The 18,289-nt window shown below is 45.8% G+C and carries 17 protein-coding genes; 12 read left to right on the forward strand and 5 right to left on the reverse strand.

From position 1 onward, the window contains the following. Positions 1-781 precede the first annotated feature (781 nt). Complete coding sequence (dnaB, locus tag ASG93_RS31490) at positions 782-2,146, forward strand: replicative DNA helicase (protein WP_029196133.1); 1,365 nt, start codon at positions 782-784, stop codon at positions 2,144-2,146. Positions 2,147-2,205: 59 nt separating this feature from the next. On the opposite strand, the gene ASG93_RS31495 is transcribed toward dnaB, so the two are convergent. After that, positions 2,206-2,541, reverse strand: coding sequence for a hypothetical protein (locus tag ASG93_RS31495; RefSeq protein WP_056838753.1), 336 nt, complete (start codon positions 2,539-2,541; stop codon positions 2,206-2,208). Positions 2,542-2,587: 46 nt separating this feature from the next. Between ASG93_RS31495 and ASG93_RS31500 the strand changes: the two genes are divergently transcribed. Beyond that, a complete protein-coding gene (locus ASG93_RS31500) occupies positions 2,588-3,874 on the forward strand; it encodes an adenylosuccinate synthase (RefSeq protein WP_056838755.1) in 1,287 nt (428 codons plus the stop codon). A 170-nt stretch (positions 3,875-4,044) separates the two neighbouring features. Then, a complete protein-coding gene (locus tag ASG93_RS31505) occupies positions 4,045-4,707 on the forward strand; it encodes a hypothetical protein (RefSeq protein ID WP_056838757.1) in 663 nt (220 codons plus the stop codon). 21 nt (positions 4,708-4,728) lie between these two features. Here the strand turns inward: ASG93_RS31505 and ASG93_RS31510 are convergent, their stop codons facing one another. Further along, a complete protein-coding gene (locus tag ASG93_RS31510; RefSeq protein ID WP_056838759.1) occupies positions 4,729-4,989 on the reverse strand; it encodes a hypothetical protein in 261 nt (86 codons plus the stop codon). Between the two features lie 272 nt (positions 4,990-5,261). Between ASG93_RS31510 and ASG93_RS31515 the strand changes: the two genes are divergently transcribed. The 6 genes from ASG93_RS31515 (at position 5,262) to ASG93_RS31540 (ending at position 12,586) form a co-directional block, all read left to right on the forward strand. After that, positions 5,262-6,806 carry a M23 family metallopeptidase gene (locus tag ASG93_RS31515; protein ID WP_056838761.1) on the forward strand — a complete coding sequence of 515 codons (1,545 nt, stop codon included), beginning with the start codon at positions 5,262-5,264 and terminating at the stop codon, positions 6,804-6,806. Between the two features lie 210 nt (positions 6,807-7,016). Further along, the gene (yycF, locus tag ASG93_RS31520) at positions 7,017-7,736 is read left to right on the forward strand and encodes a response regulator YycF (RefSeq protein ID WP_029196128.1); all 720 of its coding nucleotides are present in this window, start codon (positions 7,017-7,019) and stop codon (positions 7,734-7,736) included. Between the two features lie 2 nt (positions 7,737-7,738). Then, complete coding sequence (gene walK / locus ASG93_RS31525) at positions 7,739-9,571, forward strand: cell wall metabolism sensor histidine kinase WalK (protein WP_056838763.1); 1,833 nt, start codon at positions 7,739-7,741, stop codon at positions 9,569-9,571. After that, positions 9,568-10,857: a YycH family regulatory protein gene (locus tag ASG93_RS31530; protein WP_056838765.1), complete on the forward strand. Its 1,290-nt coding sequence runs from the start codon at positions 9,568-9,570 to the stop codon at positions 10,855-10,857. Before walK ends, ASG93_RS31530 begins: the two co-directional genes overlap by 4 nt. Before the next feature lie 35 nt (positions 10,858-10,892). After that, positions 10,893-11,720, forward strand: a complete 828-nt coding sequence (gene yycI / locus ASG93_RS31535) for a two-component system regulatory protein YycI (protein WP_063892009.1) — start codon at positions 10,893-10,895, stop codon at positions 11,718-11,720. Positions 11,721-11,785: 65 nt separating this feature from the next. Next, positions 11,786-12,586, forward strand: coding sequence for an MBL fold metallo-hydrolase (locus ASG93_RS31540; RefSeq protein WP_056838767.1), 801 nt, complete (start codon positions 11,786-11,788; stop codon positions 12,584-12,586). On the opposite strand, the gene ASG93_RS31545 is transcribed toward ASG93_RS31540, so the two are convergent. After that, positions 12,555-12,764: a hypothetical protein gene (locus ASG93_RS31545; RefSeq protein ID WP_056838769.1), complete on the reverse strand. Its 210-nt coding sequence runs from the start codon at positions 12,762-12,764 to the stop codon at positions 12,555-12,557. The two genes, ASG93_RS31540 and ASG93_RS31545, sit on opposite strands and share 32 nt — an antisense overlap. 270 nt (positions 12,765-13,034) lie before the next feature. On the opposite strand from ASG93_RS31545, the gene ASG93_RS31550 reads away from it, so the two are divergent. The 3 genes from ASG93_RS31550 to rlmH all read left to right on the forward strand — a co-directional run bounded on the left by ASG93_RS31550 (position 13,035) and on the right by rlmH (position 15,255). Beyond that, positions 13,035-14,258, forward strand: a complete 1,224-nt coding sequence (locus tag ASG93_RS31550; RefSeq protein WP_056838771.1) for a S1C family serine protease — start codon at positions 13,035-13,037, stop codon at positions 14,256-14,258. 67 nt (positions 14,259-14,325) lie between these two features. After that, a complete protein-coding gene (locus ASG93_RS33705) occupies positions 14,326-14,493 on the forward strand; it encodes a CxxH/CxxC protein (RefSeq protein ID WP_063860151.1) in 168 nt (55 codons plus the stop codon). Between the two features lie 282 nt (positions 14,494-14,775). Next, complete coding sequence (rlmH, locus tag ASG93_RS31555; RefSeq protein ID WP_029196122.1) at positions 14,776-15,255, forward strand: 23S rRNA (pseudouridine(1915)-N(3))-methyltransferase RlmH; 480 nt, start codon at positions 14,776-14,778, stop codon at positions 15,253-15,255. 127 nt (positions 15,256-15,382) lie between these two features. Here rlmH and ASG93_RS31560 read toward each other — a convergent pair whose 3' ends face one another. Continuing rightward, positions 15,383-16,258: a DUF6999 family protein gene (locus ASG93_RS31560; RefSeq protein WP_056838773.1), complete on the reverse strand. Its 876-nt coding sequence runs from the start codon at positions 16,256-16,258 to the stop codon at positions 15,383-15,385. Further along, a complete protein-coding gene (locus ASG93_RS31565) occupies positions 16,255-18,123 on the reverse strand; it encodes a StlD/DarB family beta-ketosynthase (RefSeq protein ID WP_056838775.1) in 1,869 nt (622 codons plus the stop codon). The genes ASG93_RS31560 and ASG93_RS31565 overlap by 4 nt, the downstream gene beginning before the upstream one ends. Between the last annotated feature and the right edge of the window lie 166 nt (positions 18,124-18,289).

Consider the following 18,289-nt stretch of genomic DNA (forward strand, 5'->3'; position numbering starts at 1 on the left):
TGTGCGGGAATAACGATTCGGGGTAATTCTCGAGTTGATTCGAGGAGAGCTTTATTTGATGTTTGAAAGTTTATGAGTTTAGTGAGCGTAAAAGAGTTTAAGAGATATTAGAGATTAGAGTAAAGAGTAAAGAGTAGAGAGTAGAGAGTAGAGAGTAGAGAGTAGAGAGTAGAGAGTAAAGAGTAAAGAGTAACGCAATGCGGGTAAGGTGAAATCTGTTGGCATGGCAAGCTGAACCTCTAGATCCTACTAATTGTTTGAAGTGCTTTGAAATGATAGATTTACTGGTTGCACCACTTGTAAGCACGTACTAGGTGCCACTAATGTAACTTTGATGTAAAAAGTGCAGCAAATTCGATCTATATCAGCCATTTTCAAGGGACTTCATGCAAAAAGTGCAGCTAATTGTTCGAACATGAACAAATGAAGTCCGAAGTGAGAATAATTGATGTACGAAATGCATCAATTATCCTTAAAATGTGAAATAAACGGTAATTTGATGCACTTTTTGCATGTAGTTACTTTAGCTCATAAGTTGCTGAATGGATGGATATTAGCAAAAAAGATAGAGTACTTGGAGTAGCTAACTGTGCCTTGTTCCGAGAACGGAGAATGGGTAACACTTCCTCAATATGCAAATGAGTAAAACAGTAAAAAAATTCCAATGGACCAGGGTATTTCCAGAAATTCACTTCACCTTCATAGGTCATGTTCTAACTTATGAAGTTACTGAATTAAGAAAAATAAACTAACTTACGAAAAGAAAGGCGGGTACAGCAGCATGAGCGGAGATAATATGTTTATGGATCGTGTACCCCCACAAAATATAGAAGCCGAGCAAGCCGTACTCGGTGCTATTTTGATTCACGGCGAAGCCTTGATTACCGCCATGGAGCGGATATCAAGCGACGACTTCTATCGTGGTACACATCAACGCATCTTCGAGGCGATCGTAGAACTCGCAGAAGAGCAGGAGCCTGTCGACCTGATCACGCTTACGTCGCGGCTGCAAAACAAGCAGCAGCTTGAAGAGATCGGCGGCGTGACGTATCTTTCTGAGTTGGCTAACGCGGTGCCAACAGCGGCAAACATTGACTACTACGCAGCTATCGTCGAGGAGAAGTCGATGTTGCGCCGCCTTATCCGCACGGCGACCCAAATCGTCTCTAATGGCTATGCCAATGAGGACGATGTTGGGTCGATGCTCAGCGAAGCGGAGGCGAAGATCCTTGAGATCTCGCAGCGCCGCAGCTCAAGCGGCTTCGTGGTCATTCGCGATGTGCTCATGGAAGTATTCGAGAAAGTCGAGCAGCTTTACTCGAATAAGGGAGGGTCAACGGGGATTCCTTCGGGCTTCATTGACCTCGATAAGATGACGTCCGGCTTCCAGCGCTCGGACCTTGTCATCTTGGCCGCCCGTCCTTCGGTCGGTAAGACCGCGTTCGCGCTGAACGTTGCGCAGAACGTAGGCGTGCGGGCCAAAGAGACCGTCGCCATCTTCTCCCTGGAGATGGGCGCGGCGCAGCTCGTACAGCGTATGATCTGTGCCGAAGCCAACGTCGACGCGAACCGCATGCGGACGGGTTATCTTGAGGGCGACGACTGGGAGAAGCTGACGATGGCAATTGGCGCATTGTCCGAAGCGAACATCTATATCGATGATTCACCATCGATTACGGTTGCGGACATCCGCGCGAAGTGCCGTCGTCTGCAGCAGGAGAAGGGGCTCGGCATGATCCTCATCGACTACCTGCAGCTGATTGCCGGCCGCGGCAAAGGCGATAACCGCCAGCAGGAGGTCTCTGAGATCTCCCGTACGCTGAAGCAAATTGCGCGTGAGCTCAACGTTCCGGTCATCGCGCTCTCACAGCTGAGCCGGGGTGTAGAGCAGCGGCAAGACAAGCGTCCGATGATGTCTGACCTTAGGGAATCGGGATCGATCGAGCAAGATGCCGACATCGTAGCGTTCCTCTACCGGGACGATTACTACGATAAGGAATCCGAGAAGAAGAACATTATCGAGATTATTATTGCTAAGCAGCGGAACGGTCCTGTAGGAACCGTAGAGCTAGCCTTTTTGAAGCAATTTAATAAGTTCGTGAATATGGATCGAAGTCATCAGGAAGCAGCAGCCGCGCAGTATTGACGGCTGCTTTTTTTTATTTTTACAGGGCTAACGGATTAGTATGCGCAATATCCGAACGATTATACAGGCACCTGTGTAATCGTTCGTTTTTCATTGACTTTGCTCAGGGGGACTGCTACACTAGAGACGGTGAAAAAACCTTGGTCGAATGCCTGCTTATCGCAAGGCAATTTCGAAATAAGGTCGTTTTTCATGCCGTAAGGTAGGTTCCCTTCCTGCAGATGACTGCCGAAGAAACCTGGATGTTCCTTTGCGGTGAGTAAGCCCTCTGAACCAGTTCGCCAAGTGTGTAGCGGTATAAGAGGTATTTGCATCGCCAGAGGGAAAGTATGATGGACGCTAGACGCTTTAGCGCTATAATGAAGTCCAACTTCTCTCTGTGGTACTAAAGCCATAACGGCTCATTATGGGTGATTCGTCACCGTACGGAGGTAAGTGCATATGTCAACGGTTGTTGTTGTCGGTACGCAATGGGGAGATGAAGGGAAAGGGAAAATCACGGATTTCTTAGCGGAATCTGCTGAGGTCGTTGCTCGTTATCAAGGTGGTAACAATGCAGGCCATACGATCATTATTAGCGGGAAGAAATATAAGCTAACGATGATTCCTTCTGGTATTTTTTACAAAGATAAAGCTTGTGTAATCGGGAATGGCATGGTTATTAACCCGGCTGCGCTCATTGAAGAAATTAACTACATTCATGATAATGGGTTTACGACGACGAACCTCAACATCAGTGACCGCGCGCATGTGATTATGCCGTATCATTTGTTGCTCGATGGTCTGGAAGAAGATCGTAAAGGTGATAGCAAAATTGGTACGACCCGCAAAGGGATCGGACCTTGTTATATGGATAAAGCAGCTCGTAACGGTATTCGGATCGCTGATTTGATGGATGCGGAAGAGTTTGAATTGAAGCTTAGACGCATCGTTGCTGAGAAAAATGTTGTGATTGAGCAAGTATACGGTTCGAAAGGTCTTGATGTAGAGCCAATTCTTAAAGAATACCTCGAATACGCGGAAGTGATTCGTCCATATGTTACCGATACGTCGGTTGTATTAAACGAATACATTGATCAAGGCCGCAGAGTGCTGTTCGAAGGCGCGCAAGGTGTTATGTTGGATATCGACCAAGGCACATACCCGTATGTTACTTCCTCGAATCCAACCGCAGGCGGCGTGTGTATTGGTTCAGGCGTAGGCCCAACGAAAATCCACAACATCATTGGTGTGGCCAAAGCGTACACGACTAGAGTCGGCGATGGCCCGTTCCCAACGGAGCTGGACAATGAAGTCGGTGCTTGGATTCGTGAAAAAGGCTTTGAATACGGTACTGTTACTGGTCGTCCACGTCGTGTAGGCTGGTTCGACAGCGTTGTTGTTCGTCATGCAAGACGCGTTAGCGGAATCACGGGATTGTCTCTTAACTCCATTGACGTTCTACAAGGTCTTGAGACTGTAAAAATTTGCACAGGCTACATGTACCGCGGCGAGTTAATTGAGCACTACCCAGCTAGCCTGAAAGCTATCTCCGAGTGCGTAGCTGTATATGAAGAGCTTCCAGGTTGGACAGAAGACGTATCCGGCGCACGTTCGCTGAGCGATCTGCCTGAGAATGCCAGACATTATGTAGAGCGTGTTTCCCAGTTGACTGGTATTCCAATCGCGATCTTCTCCGTAGGTCGTAATCGTGAGCAAACGAACTTGGTTCGTCCAATCTACGCATAATCATAATCAAATGAAGCGTAATGTTCGCTTTTTCATGAATAATTTAAGAAATCCTCTAGGCTGATTGCAGCTTAGAGGATTTCTTTTTTATCAAAAAGGGATTTAATGGAGATGATTTCGTCAATACTGGGAAGGAGGAATATGATTATGCGCCAGGAGTGATAGCGAGAATGAAATTAATAGCATGGTTAAGCAAGATCGTCATTGGAACAGTCCTAATTACATCGATAACGATGTTTACGACATGGTATGTTGTAAACATGTACGTAGAGGATATATTTCGACAATATCAGATCCCAGCCTTGGGTAAAAAGGTTCAATTTAACGAATTTGCTGCAAGATTGGCGGGGGAGCTGAATATAGTTATGCGTAGAGACGGGGGGAAGCAAGCTGCCCCAACTGAAAGCCCTGCACCTACGAAGCCTGTTCCTAGTCTCAACCCGTCTGGAAGCCTATCTAACCCTAGTTCAAACGATCAACTTCCCACAAGTGGAGTTAGTTCGATTGACGGCGGAGATGCTTCCCAAGGAGCCAAGGATGATGCCATAGCCGTTATGGGAAGAGCGAGAAGTGAAGCGAACGATCAGAAAAAGGAACTCGTCATGTCGACGGAGGATTTTGCCAAAAAGAAAGAAGCACTGTCCAGCGACGATAAGATGAAAATATTTTCTCTAGTTGTTGCCAAGCTGCCGCAAAGTGACGTGCAGAATCTATCCGTTTTGCTCGAAGATGGGATTACGACAGAGGAGTTAAAGCAAGTTAATGACACGCTTAAAAAGTACTTAAGTGAGAAGGAATTGAAGCAGCTTACAGATATCCTAAGCAAATATTAGTCTTTTTCTTATTTGGATGTATTAGTGGAGTTGTCCGCCGTATTTGATAATCGTATCCTCAGCTTGGCGATAGCGTGACTTCTCAACACTTACTGTGAGTGCAAAGGAGGGCTCAGCAGCATAGCTGTCTACGGATTGAATGAAGTTATCAGCATGTTGATCGGAATTAGGCACAAAGCCATTATCGAATTTGATATCCAGCACACCTTGCAGTTTAAGTACTTCAGCCGCTTGCTCTAAATTATCCCTATTTTGGAATGTAGCCGCCAAATTAATTTCCATCGAGGATGTCCCCTTTCAATTTTTCATGCAAATTCGTCAATCCTTGTAGCCGCGCGCAAAATCTCTTGGATTTTCATACAAAAAAATGAATTTTTAGCGCCTTCTTTTGGTGATGGACACGAATCTATCACATGGATTTCGAGTATTTTGTTGAAATAGGCAGAGAAAGTGTGTTAAATTTAACAAAAGGAAGACATCCTTTATGGATATTATGTCTAATCAAGGTTTATTTATGTATCTACGGATGCAAAACCGTTCAAAGGGAGAAGATCATGACAGGTTTCAGGGGAATGCGCTTTGTCATGGATCTCATCAAGAGATTCACGCCTAAGCGAGAAAGCTTGACCGGAAATGAATCAATATCAGACAAGCAGCTGGAAGAATCAACGACAACAACGACGCTAAAGGTAATGAAACGACATAAATGGTCCCTTGCTCTGGGAGTTAGTGCAATTGCGCTAACAGGGATAATTACGTTTACTGGACATCAATATGTAGAAGCAGGCATGGTGAATGTGTATCATGTGAAGCTGGATGGCCAAGAAATAGGTATCGTAAGCGACAATAAGATTATTGATGAATATAAGCAAAGAAAACCGCAAGAAGTGCAACAAAATTTCCCAGATGTACATGTCGTGCTGAAAACAAACGGAGTCACCTACGAGCCTGAAAGGGCTTACAATGTGAAATCAGATGATTCAGCTGTTTTGGCAACATTGGATAAGCTGCTTGTGCCGCAACCGGTCGGCACCGAATTGAAGGTAGATGGGAAAACCATCGCAATTGTGAAGGATCAGCAGACAGCTGATCAGATTCTTGACCAGGTAAGTGCGCCTTTCGCACCTAAAGCCAAGGAAACCGCTAAGGTATCTGCCCTATCGACAAGTCAGGGTGAGGATATCACAACAGCACCATCGGAACTCGAGAAAGTAGAATTTATTCAGCAGGTAGATACTAAGGAAGTTCCTATTAAGCCAGATGATTTGGCTATACCGGAAGATGTCGTTAAAAAGCTCAAGACCGGTGATGTACAGCCTGCCAAGTATACGGTTGTCGAAGGAGATTGCGTCTCCTGTATCGCGAAGAAATTAGGGATTACGAAGCAATTCATTTATGATAATAACCCCGGCCTTCAAGATGATAAGCTGAAAATCGGCAACCAACTTGATGTGACGGTGCTCAAGCCAACGCTCTCTGTTAAGACAACAGAACGGGTTGTACAGAATCAGGAGATTCAATACGACACCGAGTATGTGAAAGATGATTCACTTCGTGTAGGAGTAGTTGAACCGATATCAGCTGGGAAGAATGGACTGAAGAAGGTTACGATTCAAGTGACGAAGGTCGACGGTTTAATGACCGAAGAGAAGCTTGTGAATGAAGAGATCATTGATAAGCCTGTTATGGCTAAGGTGAAAAAAGGAACCAAAGTGATTCAAGGCGAAGGCTCAGGGAAATTCGCGTGGCCTGTCGTTTCCCCAAGTATTTCAAGTACGTTCGGCATGCGTTGGGGCAAGCTCCACAAAGGAATTGATATTACAGGCAACAAGAATATTATGACGGCCGATAACGGCAGAGTCACGGAAACCGGTTATAAATCCGATTACGGCAATTATATTATTATTAATCATTTGAACGGTTACGAGACGTTATATGGTCATTTGAGCAAAATCACCATCACCGAAGGCACAATCGTCGAAAAGGGCGATAAAATCGGGATTATGGGAAGTACAGGCGACTCCACGGGTGTTCACTTACATTTTGAGATTCACAAAAGTGGAAGTTTAGAAAATCCTTTAAAGTATTTAAACCGCTAATTATAGATAGAGGCAAGGTCAAACGGGACAACTCGGGGGCCTTGTCTCTTTTTTCCACAATATAAAGAATAAGTTTCGATTTGCCTAGGGTAGAGGGCTTCTTACTTAAATGTATGATAAAATAGAGGGTAGTATGCTGGAAATAGACTAACATTACATGCTCGTCCCAGTGGGACGAAGTCATTTATCCTTGAGTAGGCGGTGGTAGGTTTGTTTGGTAAAATTCTCGTGGTGGATGACGAACAACCGATTGCAGATATTTTGAAATTTAATTTGGAAAAAGAGGGCTATCAGGTCATCTGTGCGTATGACGGTGGAAGCGCTGTAGAGCTTGCTTTCTCTGAGCAGCCGGATCTAATATTGCTGGATCTCATGCTGCCTGTGAAGGATGGGATGGATGTGTGCCGAGAGGTTCGCTCGAAGCTGAATACTCCTATCATTATGCTTACAGCGAAAGATACAGAACTGGATAAAGTGCTTGGCCTAGAAATGGGCGCAGACGATTATGTGACCAAGCCGTTCGGCACGAGGGAGCTGCTTGCCAGGGTGAAGGCGCATCTGCGCAGACAGACGAAAGCGCAGTCGGCTCCAAGCGAGTCTGACACGCAGCGGAATGGAATGCGTATTCATGCTCTGTTTATCGATAACGACATGTACATGGTGTATAAAGATGGCACACCGCTCGATTTGACGCATCGGGAGTTCGAGCTTATTCAGTACTTGGCCAAAAATTCAGGCAAAGTGATGACACGCGAGCACTTGCTGCAGGCTGTGTGGGGCTTTGAATATTTCGGCGACGTACGCACAGTCGATGTAACGATTCGGCGCTTACGCGAGAAGCTGGAGACGGACCCGAGCCGTCCGGAGTATATTATGACGCGCAGGGGCCTCGGCTACTTGATGCGCAGTCCTAAGGCCGGAGGCTTCTGAGCATGAAGGGCATCCGCTTCTTTCAATCGATTCAAGCGAAGCTGATTATTATTTATGTCTTACTCATTCTGATTGCGATGCAGCTCATCGGCGTGTATTTCTATAAGACGGTGGAGACGTATTTCAAGAATGACTTTTTGGCTTCACGCAACAGTCAAGTGACTCTGCTGGCCGGCTTTGTGGGGCCCTACCTCACTGGGGATCAGGACAGCAAAAATGCTGCTGAAGGCAAGAAAACGTATGCAGATTTGAACGAATTCGTCAGCAATTTATTTTCTATTAATAATGCGGAAATTCAAATTATAGATGTGAATGGGAACATCATTAGCACATCGGTTCCTACTCCTTTGAAACAGAAAAACATACAGCCGGAAGTCATCCGGGCCCTGCAGGGGATAAAGGATAACCAACGGATCTTCACGGATGAGGATGGTCATCGGAAGGTGATTATAGCCAAGCCGGTAGCTAACGGTGTTCGTGTTCAGGGCGCGGTTTATATTAAGGCTTCGATGGAAGAAGTCTATAAGACGATTCGCTCGATTAATCGCATTCTGATCTCGGGAACATTGATTGCTCTAGGACTAACAGCAATTCTGGGTGTGCTTCTTACCAGTACGATAACGAATCCGATCAAAGAGATAACAAAGCAGGCCACGGCTGTCGCAGAAGGCAACTTTGATCAACAGGTTATTATTCAAGGGACCGATGAGATTGGGCAGCTCGGTCAAACGTTTAATTTTATGATGAATAGGCTCAAAGATGCGCTCTCGCTAAATGAAGAAGAGAAGGAGAAGCTCGCTTCGATCTTAACGAATATGAATGACGGAATCATAGCCACGGACGATAGAGGCCATGTCATCGTGCTTAACCGCAGGGCGAAGCAAATCCTACAGACGGAAGAGGAGACGACGCTGGGTCTGGATATATCCGAGGTACTCGGTATTCCGATGGAGACGATTCGCGGTTTCCTTCAAGGTCATGTTAGTACGACGCTGCTGGATATTAATCATCCCGATGACGATGAGCAGTTATCTGTACGTATCACGTTCACGCCGATTCATCGCCGAGGTGAAGGGCAGAACGGGATTATTGCGGTGCTTCAGGACGTAACGGATCAGGAGAAGCTGGAGCAGGCGAGGCGCGAGTTCGTAGCGAACGTGTCGCATGAGCTGCGTACGCCGCTGACGACGATAAAGAGCTATCTGGAAGCGCTTGATGATGGCGCAATCGAGGAGCCGCAGCTGGCTTCACGCTTCATCAGCGTAACGCGCAGCGAGACGGAGCGGATGATTCGCTTAGTGACGGATCTCTTGCATTTATCGAGGCTTGATTCCAAGCAATCGATGATGAGTAAATCCTCGACGCTTGTGAGCGAAATGCTGGAGGAGGTGGCCGACCGCTTCTCTTTCCAGCTGCAACAGCGGAAGATTCAAATTCTAATTCATGTGGAGCAGGGCGTGACCAGCTTACTGCTCGATCGGGATAAAATTGATCAAGTACTCGACAATCTCGTGTCGAATGCGATTAAGTATACGGGTGATGAAGGGGCCATTAGGCTGGAAGCGAGAAAGGTCGAGAAAGATATATTGGAAATATCGGTTCAGGATAACGGAATCGGCATCCCGAAGAAAGATTTGTCCCGCATTTTTGACCGATTCTACCGTGTGGATAAAGCGCGTTCCCGTAATATGGGCGGCACTGGGTTAGGTCTATCTATTGCCCGGGAAATAGTAAAAGCACATGGCGGCTCGATCAGTTTGGAGTCGGAATTGGGACAAGGAACTCGTGTTGTATTCCTACTACCGATTCAGCAAGAGGAGGAAGATGAGCTATGATCGAGAGTCTGAAATCCATCCTTCTTGTTGTTCTGATTGGAACAAGCTTGTACCAAAGCTTCTATCTGGCTTCGTACACCCCGCCTAAGATCGAGCCTATTCAACAAAGTAATTATGTTCAGACAGAGACCTTAGGGAAGCAATCGGAGCTGCATGACATGCTGTTCCCTGATCAAATCGTCGTGCACTTAGGCAATCAGCAGCACTCTGTTCTCTATCCTAACAATTATTACTACACACGATTGCTCGATAATATTAAGCAGCGAAGCTTTAAGGGCTTTCGTAAAACGTCGATGTATTTGGTCAATGTGAACTGGGAAGAAGTTCGTACGAAACAGCAAGGTGTTGAGATTCGTTTCCGAGACGGAATTCCTTTCACGATTCTTCAGCAGCTGCTGCGGATTGAAGGTGAAATTCCGGTTGATAATGATAAGATCACGCGGATTTGGATTTATTCGAAGGGCAATAATGAGGATGTGCGTGCCTTCTTCTTTACGGATTCCCCGGGCGTTGGATACGAAGTTATCTCGGCCGATTTTACAAGTAAAGATGTGGAAAATTTCGCGGCATTTGGTGACCTGACGAATCTATACAAAGCAACAAATAGCGGGGATTACTATCTCCCAATAAAGCCGCTGCGACTGCCGAACTATATATTTAATTACAGCTTGTTGACGGCAGATCAATTGAAACAAAGCCTGTTCGTTGATCCGGGTATTACACGATATCTCAAAGAGCGCGACGGTTCTGAGATTTATACGGACAGCAAGCGCGGGTTTCAGTTAAATCGCGATTTGCGGTGGGTCACGTATTCGGATCCAGTTGCACCCGTAGAAAGTAAAACTGAGGTATTGGATGACTTGCAGGCGGGTATCAAATTTATTAATCAGCATATCGGCTGGGATGGGAAATATATCGTTTCCCGTACACCGCAAAAGCAGTTAATTGATAATCACACGTTCACGTTCCGACAATACTATGAATCCTTGCCGATTATTACTTCTCAAGCTGAGGGGTATGGTTCCATGAAAATGCAAGTGCAGAAGGGGATTATTTCTGGATTTGAGCGGTCCATGATAATTCCTGATCTGAAGACGGTACAGCGGCGTGATTTCGAAATCATGTCTGGTGACTCTTTGGAAGGAAGGCTGCAGTATTATCAGAAGCGTTCTAGTATCGTGTCCATTTTCCCAGCGTATCGTCCGGTAGTAACGGATAAGACGCTTGTATTGACAGCAACATGGGCTATTGAGCTGCGAGATGGCACCTATGATTTTATCGAGTAAAAAAGTTTTAATTCTGAGGAAAGGTTGGTAAGATCATGAATTGGAGTCGGGCTAAAACGATATTGATTTGCTCTTTTTTGATGTTGAATTTGATTCTTGGTTTCCAAATTTGGTCCACCAACCGTTCCAATCAGACAGATATTGCTTTGGACACATCAAGTACCGTAGAAGAGCTAAACAACGCGCTCAGAAACAAAAATATACGACTAACAGATGAGTTGCCGACGGATCAACCGAAGATGAAAGTCATAACGGTGAAGTACGACGATAATATGAAGCCCGGTGAGCTGAGGACGCTGAAAACGCCAATAAGCATGAGCAATCTGCTTGGTAAAGGGGCTAGCAAAGAAGTTCAAGCGCATTCGGAGATTCCGAATTTTGGCTTATACCAATTGGATTCAGCGATTAGCCGAAAAGACGTTTATGTGTTTACGCAGCTATATGGCAAGATTCCTCTCTTCGATGTAAGAGTGGAGTTGAGTGAGAATAATGGAGAAATTACCAGTTACCGTCAAGTTTACGTTGAAGTAGAATCAGGAGTAGAGCAGGCGGAGCAAAAGCTCATCCCCGCTCAGTTAGCTGTTCGCAGCTTAGTGGACAATTATTTGAGTGATGGCGCCATTATTACGGAAGTCAGACTGGGGTATCACGGACAGCCGTATAATTCAGAAACGCAACCGATGTTTCCGCATTGGCGGATTAGAATCGATAACGGAGATATTTATTATGTGCAAGCTTTCAATGGAGCAGTTGAGTCTCCGCAGAAAGAGTCTGAATTGGCTCCATTTGGAATGCAGGTGGATGGTGCGAAAACAACGGAAAATGCTGATAAAAACGGGGATAAAAGCACCGATAAGAAGTAGGCAATCGGGATAGTCAACAATGGACGGCTAGATAGATGACATGTAAGCATAGAGGAGTAGGGAAGATGGGTATGAGGTTTACGGTACTGTCGAGCGGTTCGACGGGTAATGCGACGGTGGTTGATAATGGTGAAATCAAGCTGCTGATTGATGTTGGATTTAGCGCCAAGAAGATGGAGTTGTTAATGAAGGAACGTGAGCTCGAGGCGAGCAGTATTGATGCCATTCTGGTCACGCACGAGCATTCGGATCATATTAAAGGGCTGGGTGCGCTGGCTCGCAAATATGATTTGCCTATCTACGCGAATGAGAAGACTTGGGAAGAGTTGGACCGACAAATCGGTGTGATCGCGGAAGGGAACAAGAGGGTCATGGAGACCGGAGGTATCGAGGAATTCGGTACGCTGCGTGTGGAGTCATTCGGAATATCACATGATGCAGCGGAGCCGGTGGGGTACTGCTTTTATGAAGGGGAACAGAAGTTAAGTGTTGTAACCGACTTGGGATATATGAGTGAGAAGGTCAAAGAAAAGATTACGGATTCAGACAGCTTGGTACTGGAGACGAATCACGATGTGGACATGCTGCGCGTTGGGCATTATCCATGGAGTATTAAGCGTCGTATTCTTGGGGATAAGGGTCATTTATCCAATGAAGCCGCAGGGGAAGCGCTCTGTGATGTGTTGACGCACAAGACGAAGTCGGTCTATATGGCGCATTTAAGCCGTGACCATAATTTAATGGATTTGGCCAGGCTCACGTTGAATAACATAGTACAAGAGCGTGCCCCTGAAGCTAAACAGCTGCGGCTGATGGATACATATTTTGACCGCTCTACGAAATGGGATGTATTGGATTCGGAGTAAGCGCGACGTCGAGCTCTTTGGATTTGAGCTGGATTTCCTGCGCGGTGATGACACCCTTATCGATCAGAACTTGAATGAGAGATGAGAGGACGAGGGACTGGTGGTAGTGGCTATCTTTGAGGTCAGCGAGCTTACCAATCATGTTAATTTCGTCAAAATGGGAAGGAATACGGTTCATTCTGAGCATTCTCCTTTATTTGTCTAATTTAAAATTTCAGTTAACTCTAGTATTTCGTTGAGAGATTTGGTTTACTATTATTGTAGGCAAGAAGTGAATGAAACATTCCTATTATTTGAAAATAAACAATTCAAGATTAGATCGAAAAACAATTTAAAGATTAAAATAAACAATTCAAGATTAGATTAAAAAACAAACCAAAGATAAAAATAAATAATCCAAGGCGAGAGCGGCACAGCTTAACCCCCATCAGCGAGGAGGGACTCGGGTATGAGTTTGTTTGATGATGATTTTTATTCCACCAAAAGGTCCAGGCAGCGCCAGGATAATTGGCGTCCCAAAGGGACAGGGGCATTCACAAGCTTCGCGGGTCGCAGACGGAATGTGGCCCTCATTGCTGGAGTTGGCGGAGCGTTAGCCATGCTTTTGCTAGTCGGAATAGTAGGCGGCTTCGGGAAAAGTAATACATCTGGGGCTGCGCTTGCGATACCAGCTTCTGCGGTAAAAGCCGAGGCGCATCCGATGAACGGCAACGATTCCGTTGTGGCGGCAACGGAGAAAATAAAGCCTGCTGTGGTCAGCGTTATATCCTCGAAGAAAGATGATAAAGGGCAAGAGACCGGACTCGGGATCGGGTCGGGTGTTATTTTTGCAAGGAATGGTGAGAAAGTTCGAATTGTGACGAATAGTCACGTTGTTGAGAACGGGAACCAGTTCGAAATCGTTAATTTCCAAGGGGAGCATCGTAAAGCTACCCTGATCGGTCGCGATCGGATTACAGATCTGGCTGTGCTGGAAGCGGATGGAAAAGACATCAAAGTGCTTGCTGAATTCGGTGACTCCGAAACACTGCGAGCAGGAGAGATGGCTATAGCAGTAGGCAACCCGCTGGGACTTGGATTCTCGCCAACCGTTACACAAGGCATCATTTCTTCGCCAAAACGTACGATACCGGTTTCGCTATCACGTGAAGGCACGGATTATGACTGGGAGATGGACGTTATCCAAACGGATGCGGCTATCAACCAAGGGAACAGCGGCGGACCTCTGGTGAATATCGAGGGCAAGGTTGTTGGAATTAATTCCATGAAGATATCGGATACGGGCGTGGAAGGGTTAGGTTTTGCCATTCCTATTAATAGTGTGAAGCCGATTATTGAGAGTTTGATCAAGGATCATAAGGTGAAAAGACCTTTGATGGGTGTTTCGACGCAGGAACTGCAAGCTTTTAAAGGGACAGATGTATTAAAGCTCCCTGCAGATGTTAAGACTGGAGTTATCGTCTTCGATGTGTCGGGACCTGCCAAAGATGCGGGTCTTAAAGCGCAGGATGTCATTGTCCAATTGGATGACCGCAAGATTGACAGTACGATCTCGCTGCGGAAATATTTGTACAATGAGAAGAAGATTGGCGATAAGATCAGCGTAGTGTATTACCGTGGCGGTAAGAAGCTGAATGCGGTGGTTACGTTGGTTGAGTCGATGGATAAGTGATAAAAGATGAGTGATAAGCTTGCTAAGATATGTGTGGATAGAAACATTGCGGATGAGAGGTACTTGCATGCATGTAGTTTGTAAAGATCATGTGGAAATCGCGATTGATGAGTTTGTTGATGAGTATGAGGAGGCTCCGGACATTGTGGATCTGCAGAAGACCCACTTCGCTAGTTGGGAGCCACCGACGCACTGCGAGCATTGCAAGGAGTTAGCGCGATTTCTAGTTGTATGAGGGAGGCGGAGGCCTTCCTTTTTTGTTTGGGTTGGGAATGAAAGTAGAAATACCTTTACTGGATGAGTTTGATTGGATTATATCCAATGATGTCTCATGACATCGGCGGTTGGAGTTAGTTCCATTGTATATAATACAGTGGAATATGTGGAAAATGGCTTAAAAGAGCTGATTTTGGAGCATTCTGTTGGATTATTTCCAATGAAAGCGGGCAAATAAGATGAATGAGCTCGATTTGATTGTATTTTATCCAATGGATCAAATGAGGGGAGATTGTCGGTTATGCATATACAGATTTTAACCGTTGGGAAATTGAAGGAGCGCTATCTCGTGGACGGGATCGCGGAGTATGTGAAGCGCCTTGGGCCGTATGCCAAGGTGCAGATGATAGAGGTGCCGGATGAGAAGGCACCGGAGAACATGAGCCCTGCTGAGGAGCAGCAGGTGCGTGTGAAGGAGGGCGAGCGGCTGTTGGCCAAGCTCGCTGCAGACGTGTACGTCGTGGCACTGGCCATCGACGGCGAGATGTGGACGAGCGAGCAGCTGGCAGGCTCGCTCGACAAGCTGGCCACCTACGGGCGGAGCCAGGTGGCCTTCGTGATCGGCGGCTCGCTGGGGCTATCTAGCGAGGTGCTGCGCCGTGCGGATATGCGGCTGTCTTTTGGCCGCATGACGCTGCCGCACCAGCTGATGCGGCTGGTGCTGGTGGAGCAGATTTATCGCGCGATGCGGATAAATCGGGGGGAACCTTATCATAAGTAGGGCGAATTTTCCAAACAAAGGCAGAAGAAAGAGAGGAACAGTTTAGCCTTGATTCTGATTTATGTGTATGGATGACAAGCACCTTTTTTTACGTGGTAACATTGAAATTCCTATAACAGGCTATCGATTAAGCAGACTGTTTCTGTTTTAACTCCACTATTAATGCATGGAGTTGTTCTGTGGCGAGCCCATGAAGCACTAATCGAAATCCGGCGCGAAGCGTAGAGAGCGGGACCATCGGGTGCTTATTGTTGATCAATGCCAGCCTGTCATTGCTGCCGATCACTTTGGAGGCAAGAATCCCAATCGTTTCATCAAGTTGCAAGGAATTCGTGGCCCGCCAAAAATCGTTATCTGTCAGAAAAAACTGGTAGACTGGGGTAAAACACTCGATAGCTGTCATGAGATCAAGAAAATTGGACCATCGATCAGGCATCTGTTCAATAGGGATGGGGCTTGAAGTAATGGCATCAAAATTAAGCCGCTCCTGCTTGGTCACTTCGATGTTTTTCTCACGGATTTGTTTATTCAAATTTATTACAAAATTGTATAAATTGAGGTCATGAATGAGAAACAAATCGTCTTTAACCGGTTCGAGATTCATCGGCTTCAGAGGATTCATCTCTACATGGACACCCGGAATGTTATCACGGATGAATTGCAGTACTTCAGAACCAAGATAAAAATGCCGAAGAATCATATAATTGGCATCTGGACTAACAAACGTTTTCATGCCCCAATACAAGAAACGATGCAGCATTTTAGATGAAGTGAATGCTTTCGGGAAAATGATTTTGTATAGCTGGAAGAGTATAATCAGCAGCCGAGAAAGCGGCCTCAAAACCGGAAGCAGAAATTGTCTGGATTTACTCGAGCAGTCCTTTAAATAGGAGGCCTTCGCTTCTTCGTTAAATGGAATGCTTTGATCAAGGTAGATGGCAAGGAACGGATTAGGATCTTGCTTATCATGCGGCATGTTCTTAAAATAGTCGGCCTGGCTCATATGTTCCCCAACTCCTCTAATTGTAATAAATACAATCGTGCTGTGGTTTTCGCGGTCTTCACAATCCGTTCGGCAATTTCCATTGTAAGCATCGGATGTTGAATGCCAGCTTCAAGACGCTCAAAATGTTTTTCATCCGAGTCGCTATGATATAGTAAAAATGATACTTGATCGTCGTTTAAGCTGAGTTGATCACGGATTGATTCCCCCCAGTACCTCGCCATACGACACCCAAGACCTTCAATAATCCACATCGCACCCATAAGATCAACAGGATTTTCGCGGCTTGCCCGCTGAAACAGATAGGCGGACAGTGCTTCGCTGCCGATATTTTTCTCACCGGATTGAATATCTGCAAGATTGCCTCCAACAGCCACGTAATTGCGTTCCAATATTTGAAAGTCACGGTGTTCGTCGCGGGCATGGGCGATAAACATGGAGCGCAGCTCGATATGCTCAATCGCAATGTAAGAGGCTGCGCGTGCAATCCACTGGGAACCGTCAATCACCTGTTGCCGAATGTTTTCCATGAGCAGCATATAATCTTCAAGTGTAAATTTGCCCCTGTACAGCTTATGAATGATTGGAACGTGAGCAAGCTTTTGTTCAAAATCAATCCATATGTTGACTAACTGCCTTACTAAATGAGACTGAACCAAATTGGAATTATCAAATTCCAAATGTGGCGCTTCTGGCTGCCGTTCCATGTATTCGGTGACCGTCCTGTTACTTGTGCCAACTACAGTTAATAACATATACGAGGTCTGAAATCTTCCGCTCTCTGGAACCATGCAAAGCACTTTTTCGCCCGGTTTCAGATGCCCTTCGTTAAACAATTCCTCCAGCATAATATAAATAGAGGCAGCGCCTGTATTGCCTTTCGTATATAGGTTTGTAAACCATTTGTGTGCAGGAATGGTCATCCCGCCAAGCTGCATGAGACGGAAAATTTCGTCACGAAAATAATGGGAGGAGTAGTGACACACCATCCAATCGATAGTAGTAGGATTCACTTTTCCTTCTTCCACGAGTTCAAAAAAACGTTTCACACCGACTTTCGGCATTTCGCCCACAAGGCGAATGTCCTGTTTCAAATTGATTGCCCCATCATCTGCCGCTTCATGGATGGAAGAATAATCAAGCCAACCGGTTTGATTTTCTTTAGAACCCTCTTTATTAATGCCTGCGTACATACAAGTGTCGTATAGATTGGCGTAAGATTTATTGTCTATCCATTCAATTTTGAGGGACAAACCATGATCGCTTGGCTTATTCTGAAGCACGGCGGCACCCGCGCCATCCGATAACATAAACCGAAGGAAATCAGTATCAAAAGGAATCGGATGATCCATGAATTTGGCCTGCGCTTCAAAGCGAGTATGTTTGAATACGCGGCTTGGAAACTCGCTGGCACAGGAGACGGCAGCTTTCTTCTCACCAGATTGTACCTGCAGGAAAGCATTTTTGATCGCTTGCATACCGCTGCCGCAGACGCCATGATGTGTCGCAATTTCCATGACGGGCAGGCCGGTTTCGGCATGAACCATACTGGCAAAACCGGGCACCAACAGGTCGCCCTGGGTCGTACCAACAGCCAGAAAGTCTACTTGGTTAAATAAATCGTCGTGATTCCGCTCAAGCGCATCGCGAATCGCGTTGGTTGCCATTTCTGCATTAGAGTATAGGCTTTTTTGATCTTTATCTATGGCGTAATGACGATATCGAATTTTGTTTTGATCAAGAATGCGCCGCATAGATTTCGAGCTTTTTCCGCCTATTCTTCCGAGGTATTCCTCCATTTCCTCGTTATCGATGGGCGTACCCGGCAAGAACTTCCCGATACTTGTTATATAAACGGAATTCATGGGAACTCTCCTTTGTGGGAAATTTTTTTGTACTATAAACTATCATCGTCTATACCAGGTTAATTTTATAGTACTAAGTTATTCTAGTACCCTACATAATTACAAAAAGGAGTTAAACCAGGTTCAACTGGCTTAGCTCCTTCTTCTCATTCAGGGTTATGCGATT

Origin of the sequence: Paenibacillus sp. Soil787 (assembly GCF_001429545.1) — a bacterium.
GTDB lineage: Bacteria > Bacillota > Bacilli > Paenibacillales > NBRC-103111 > Paenibacillus_E.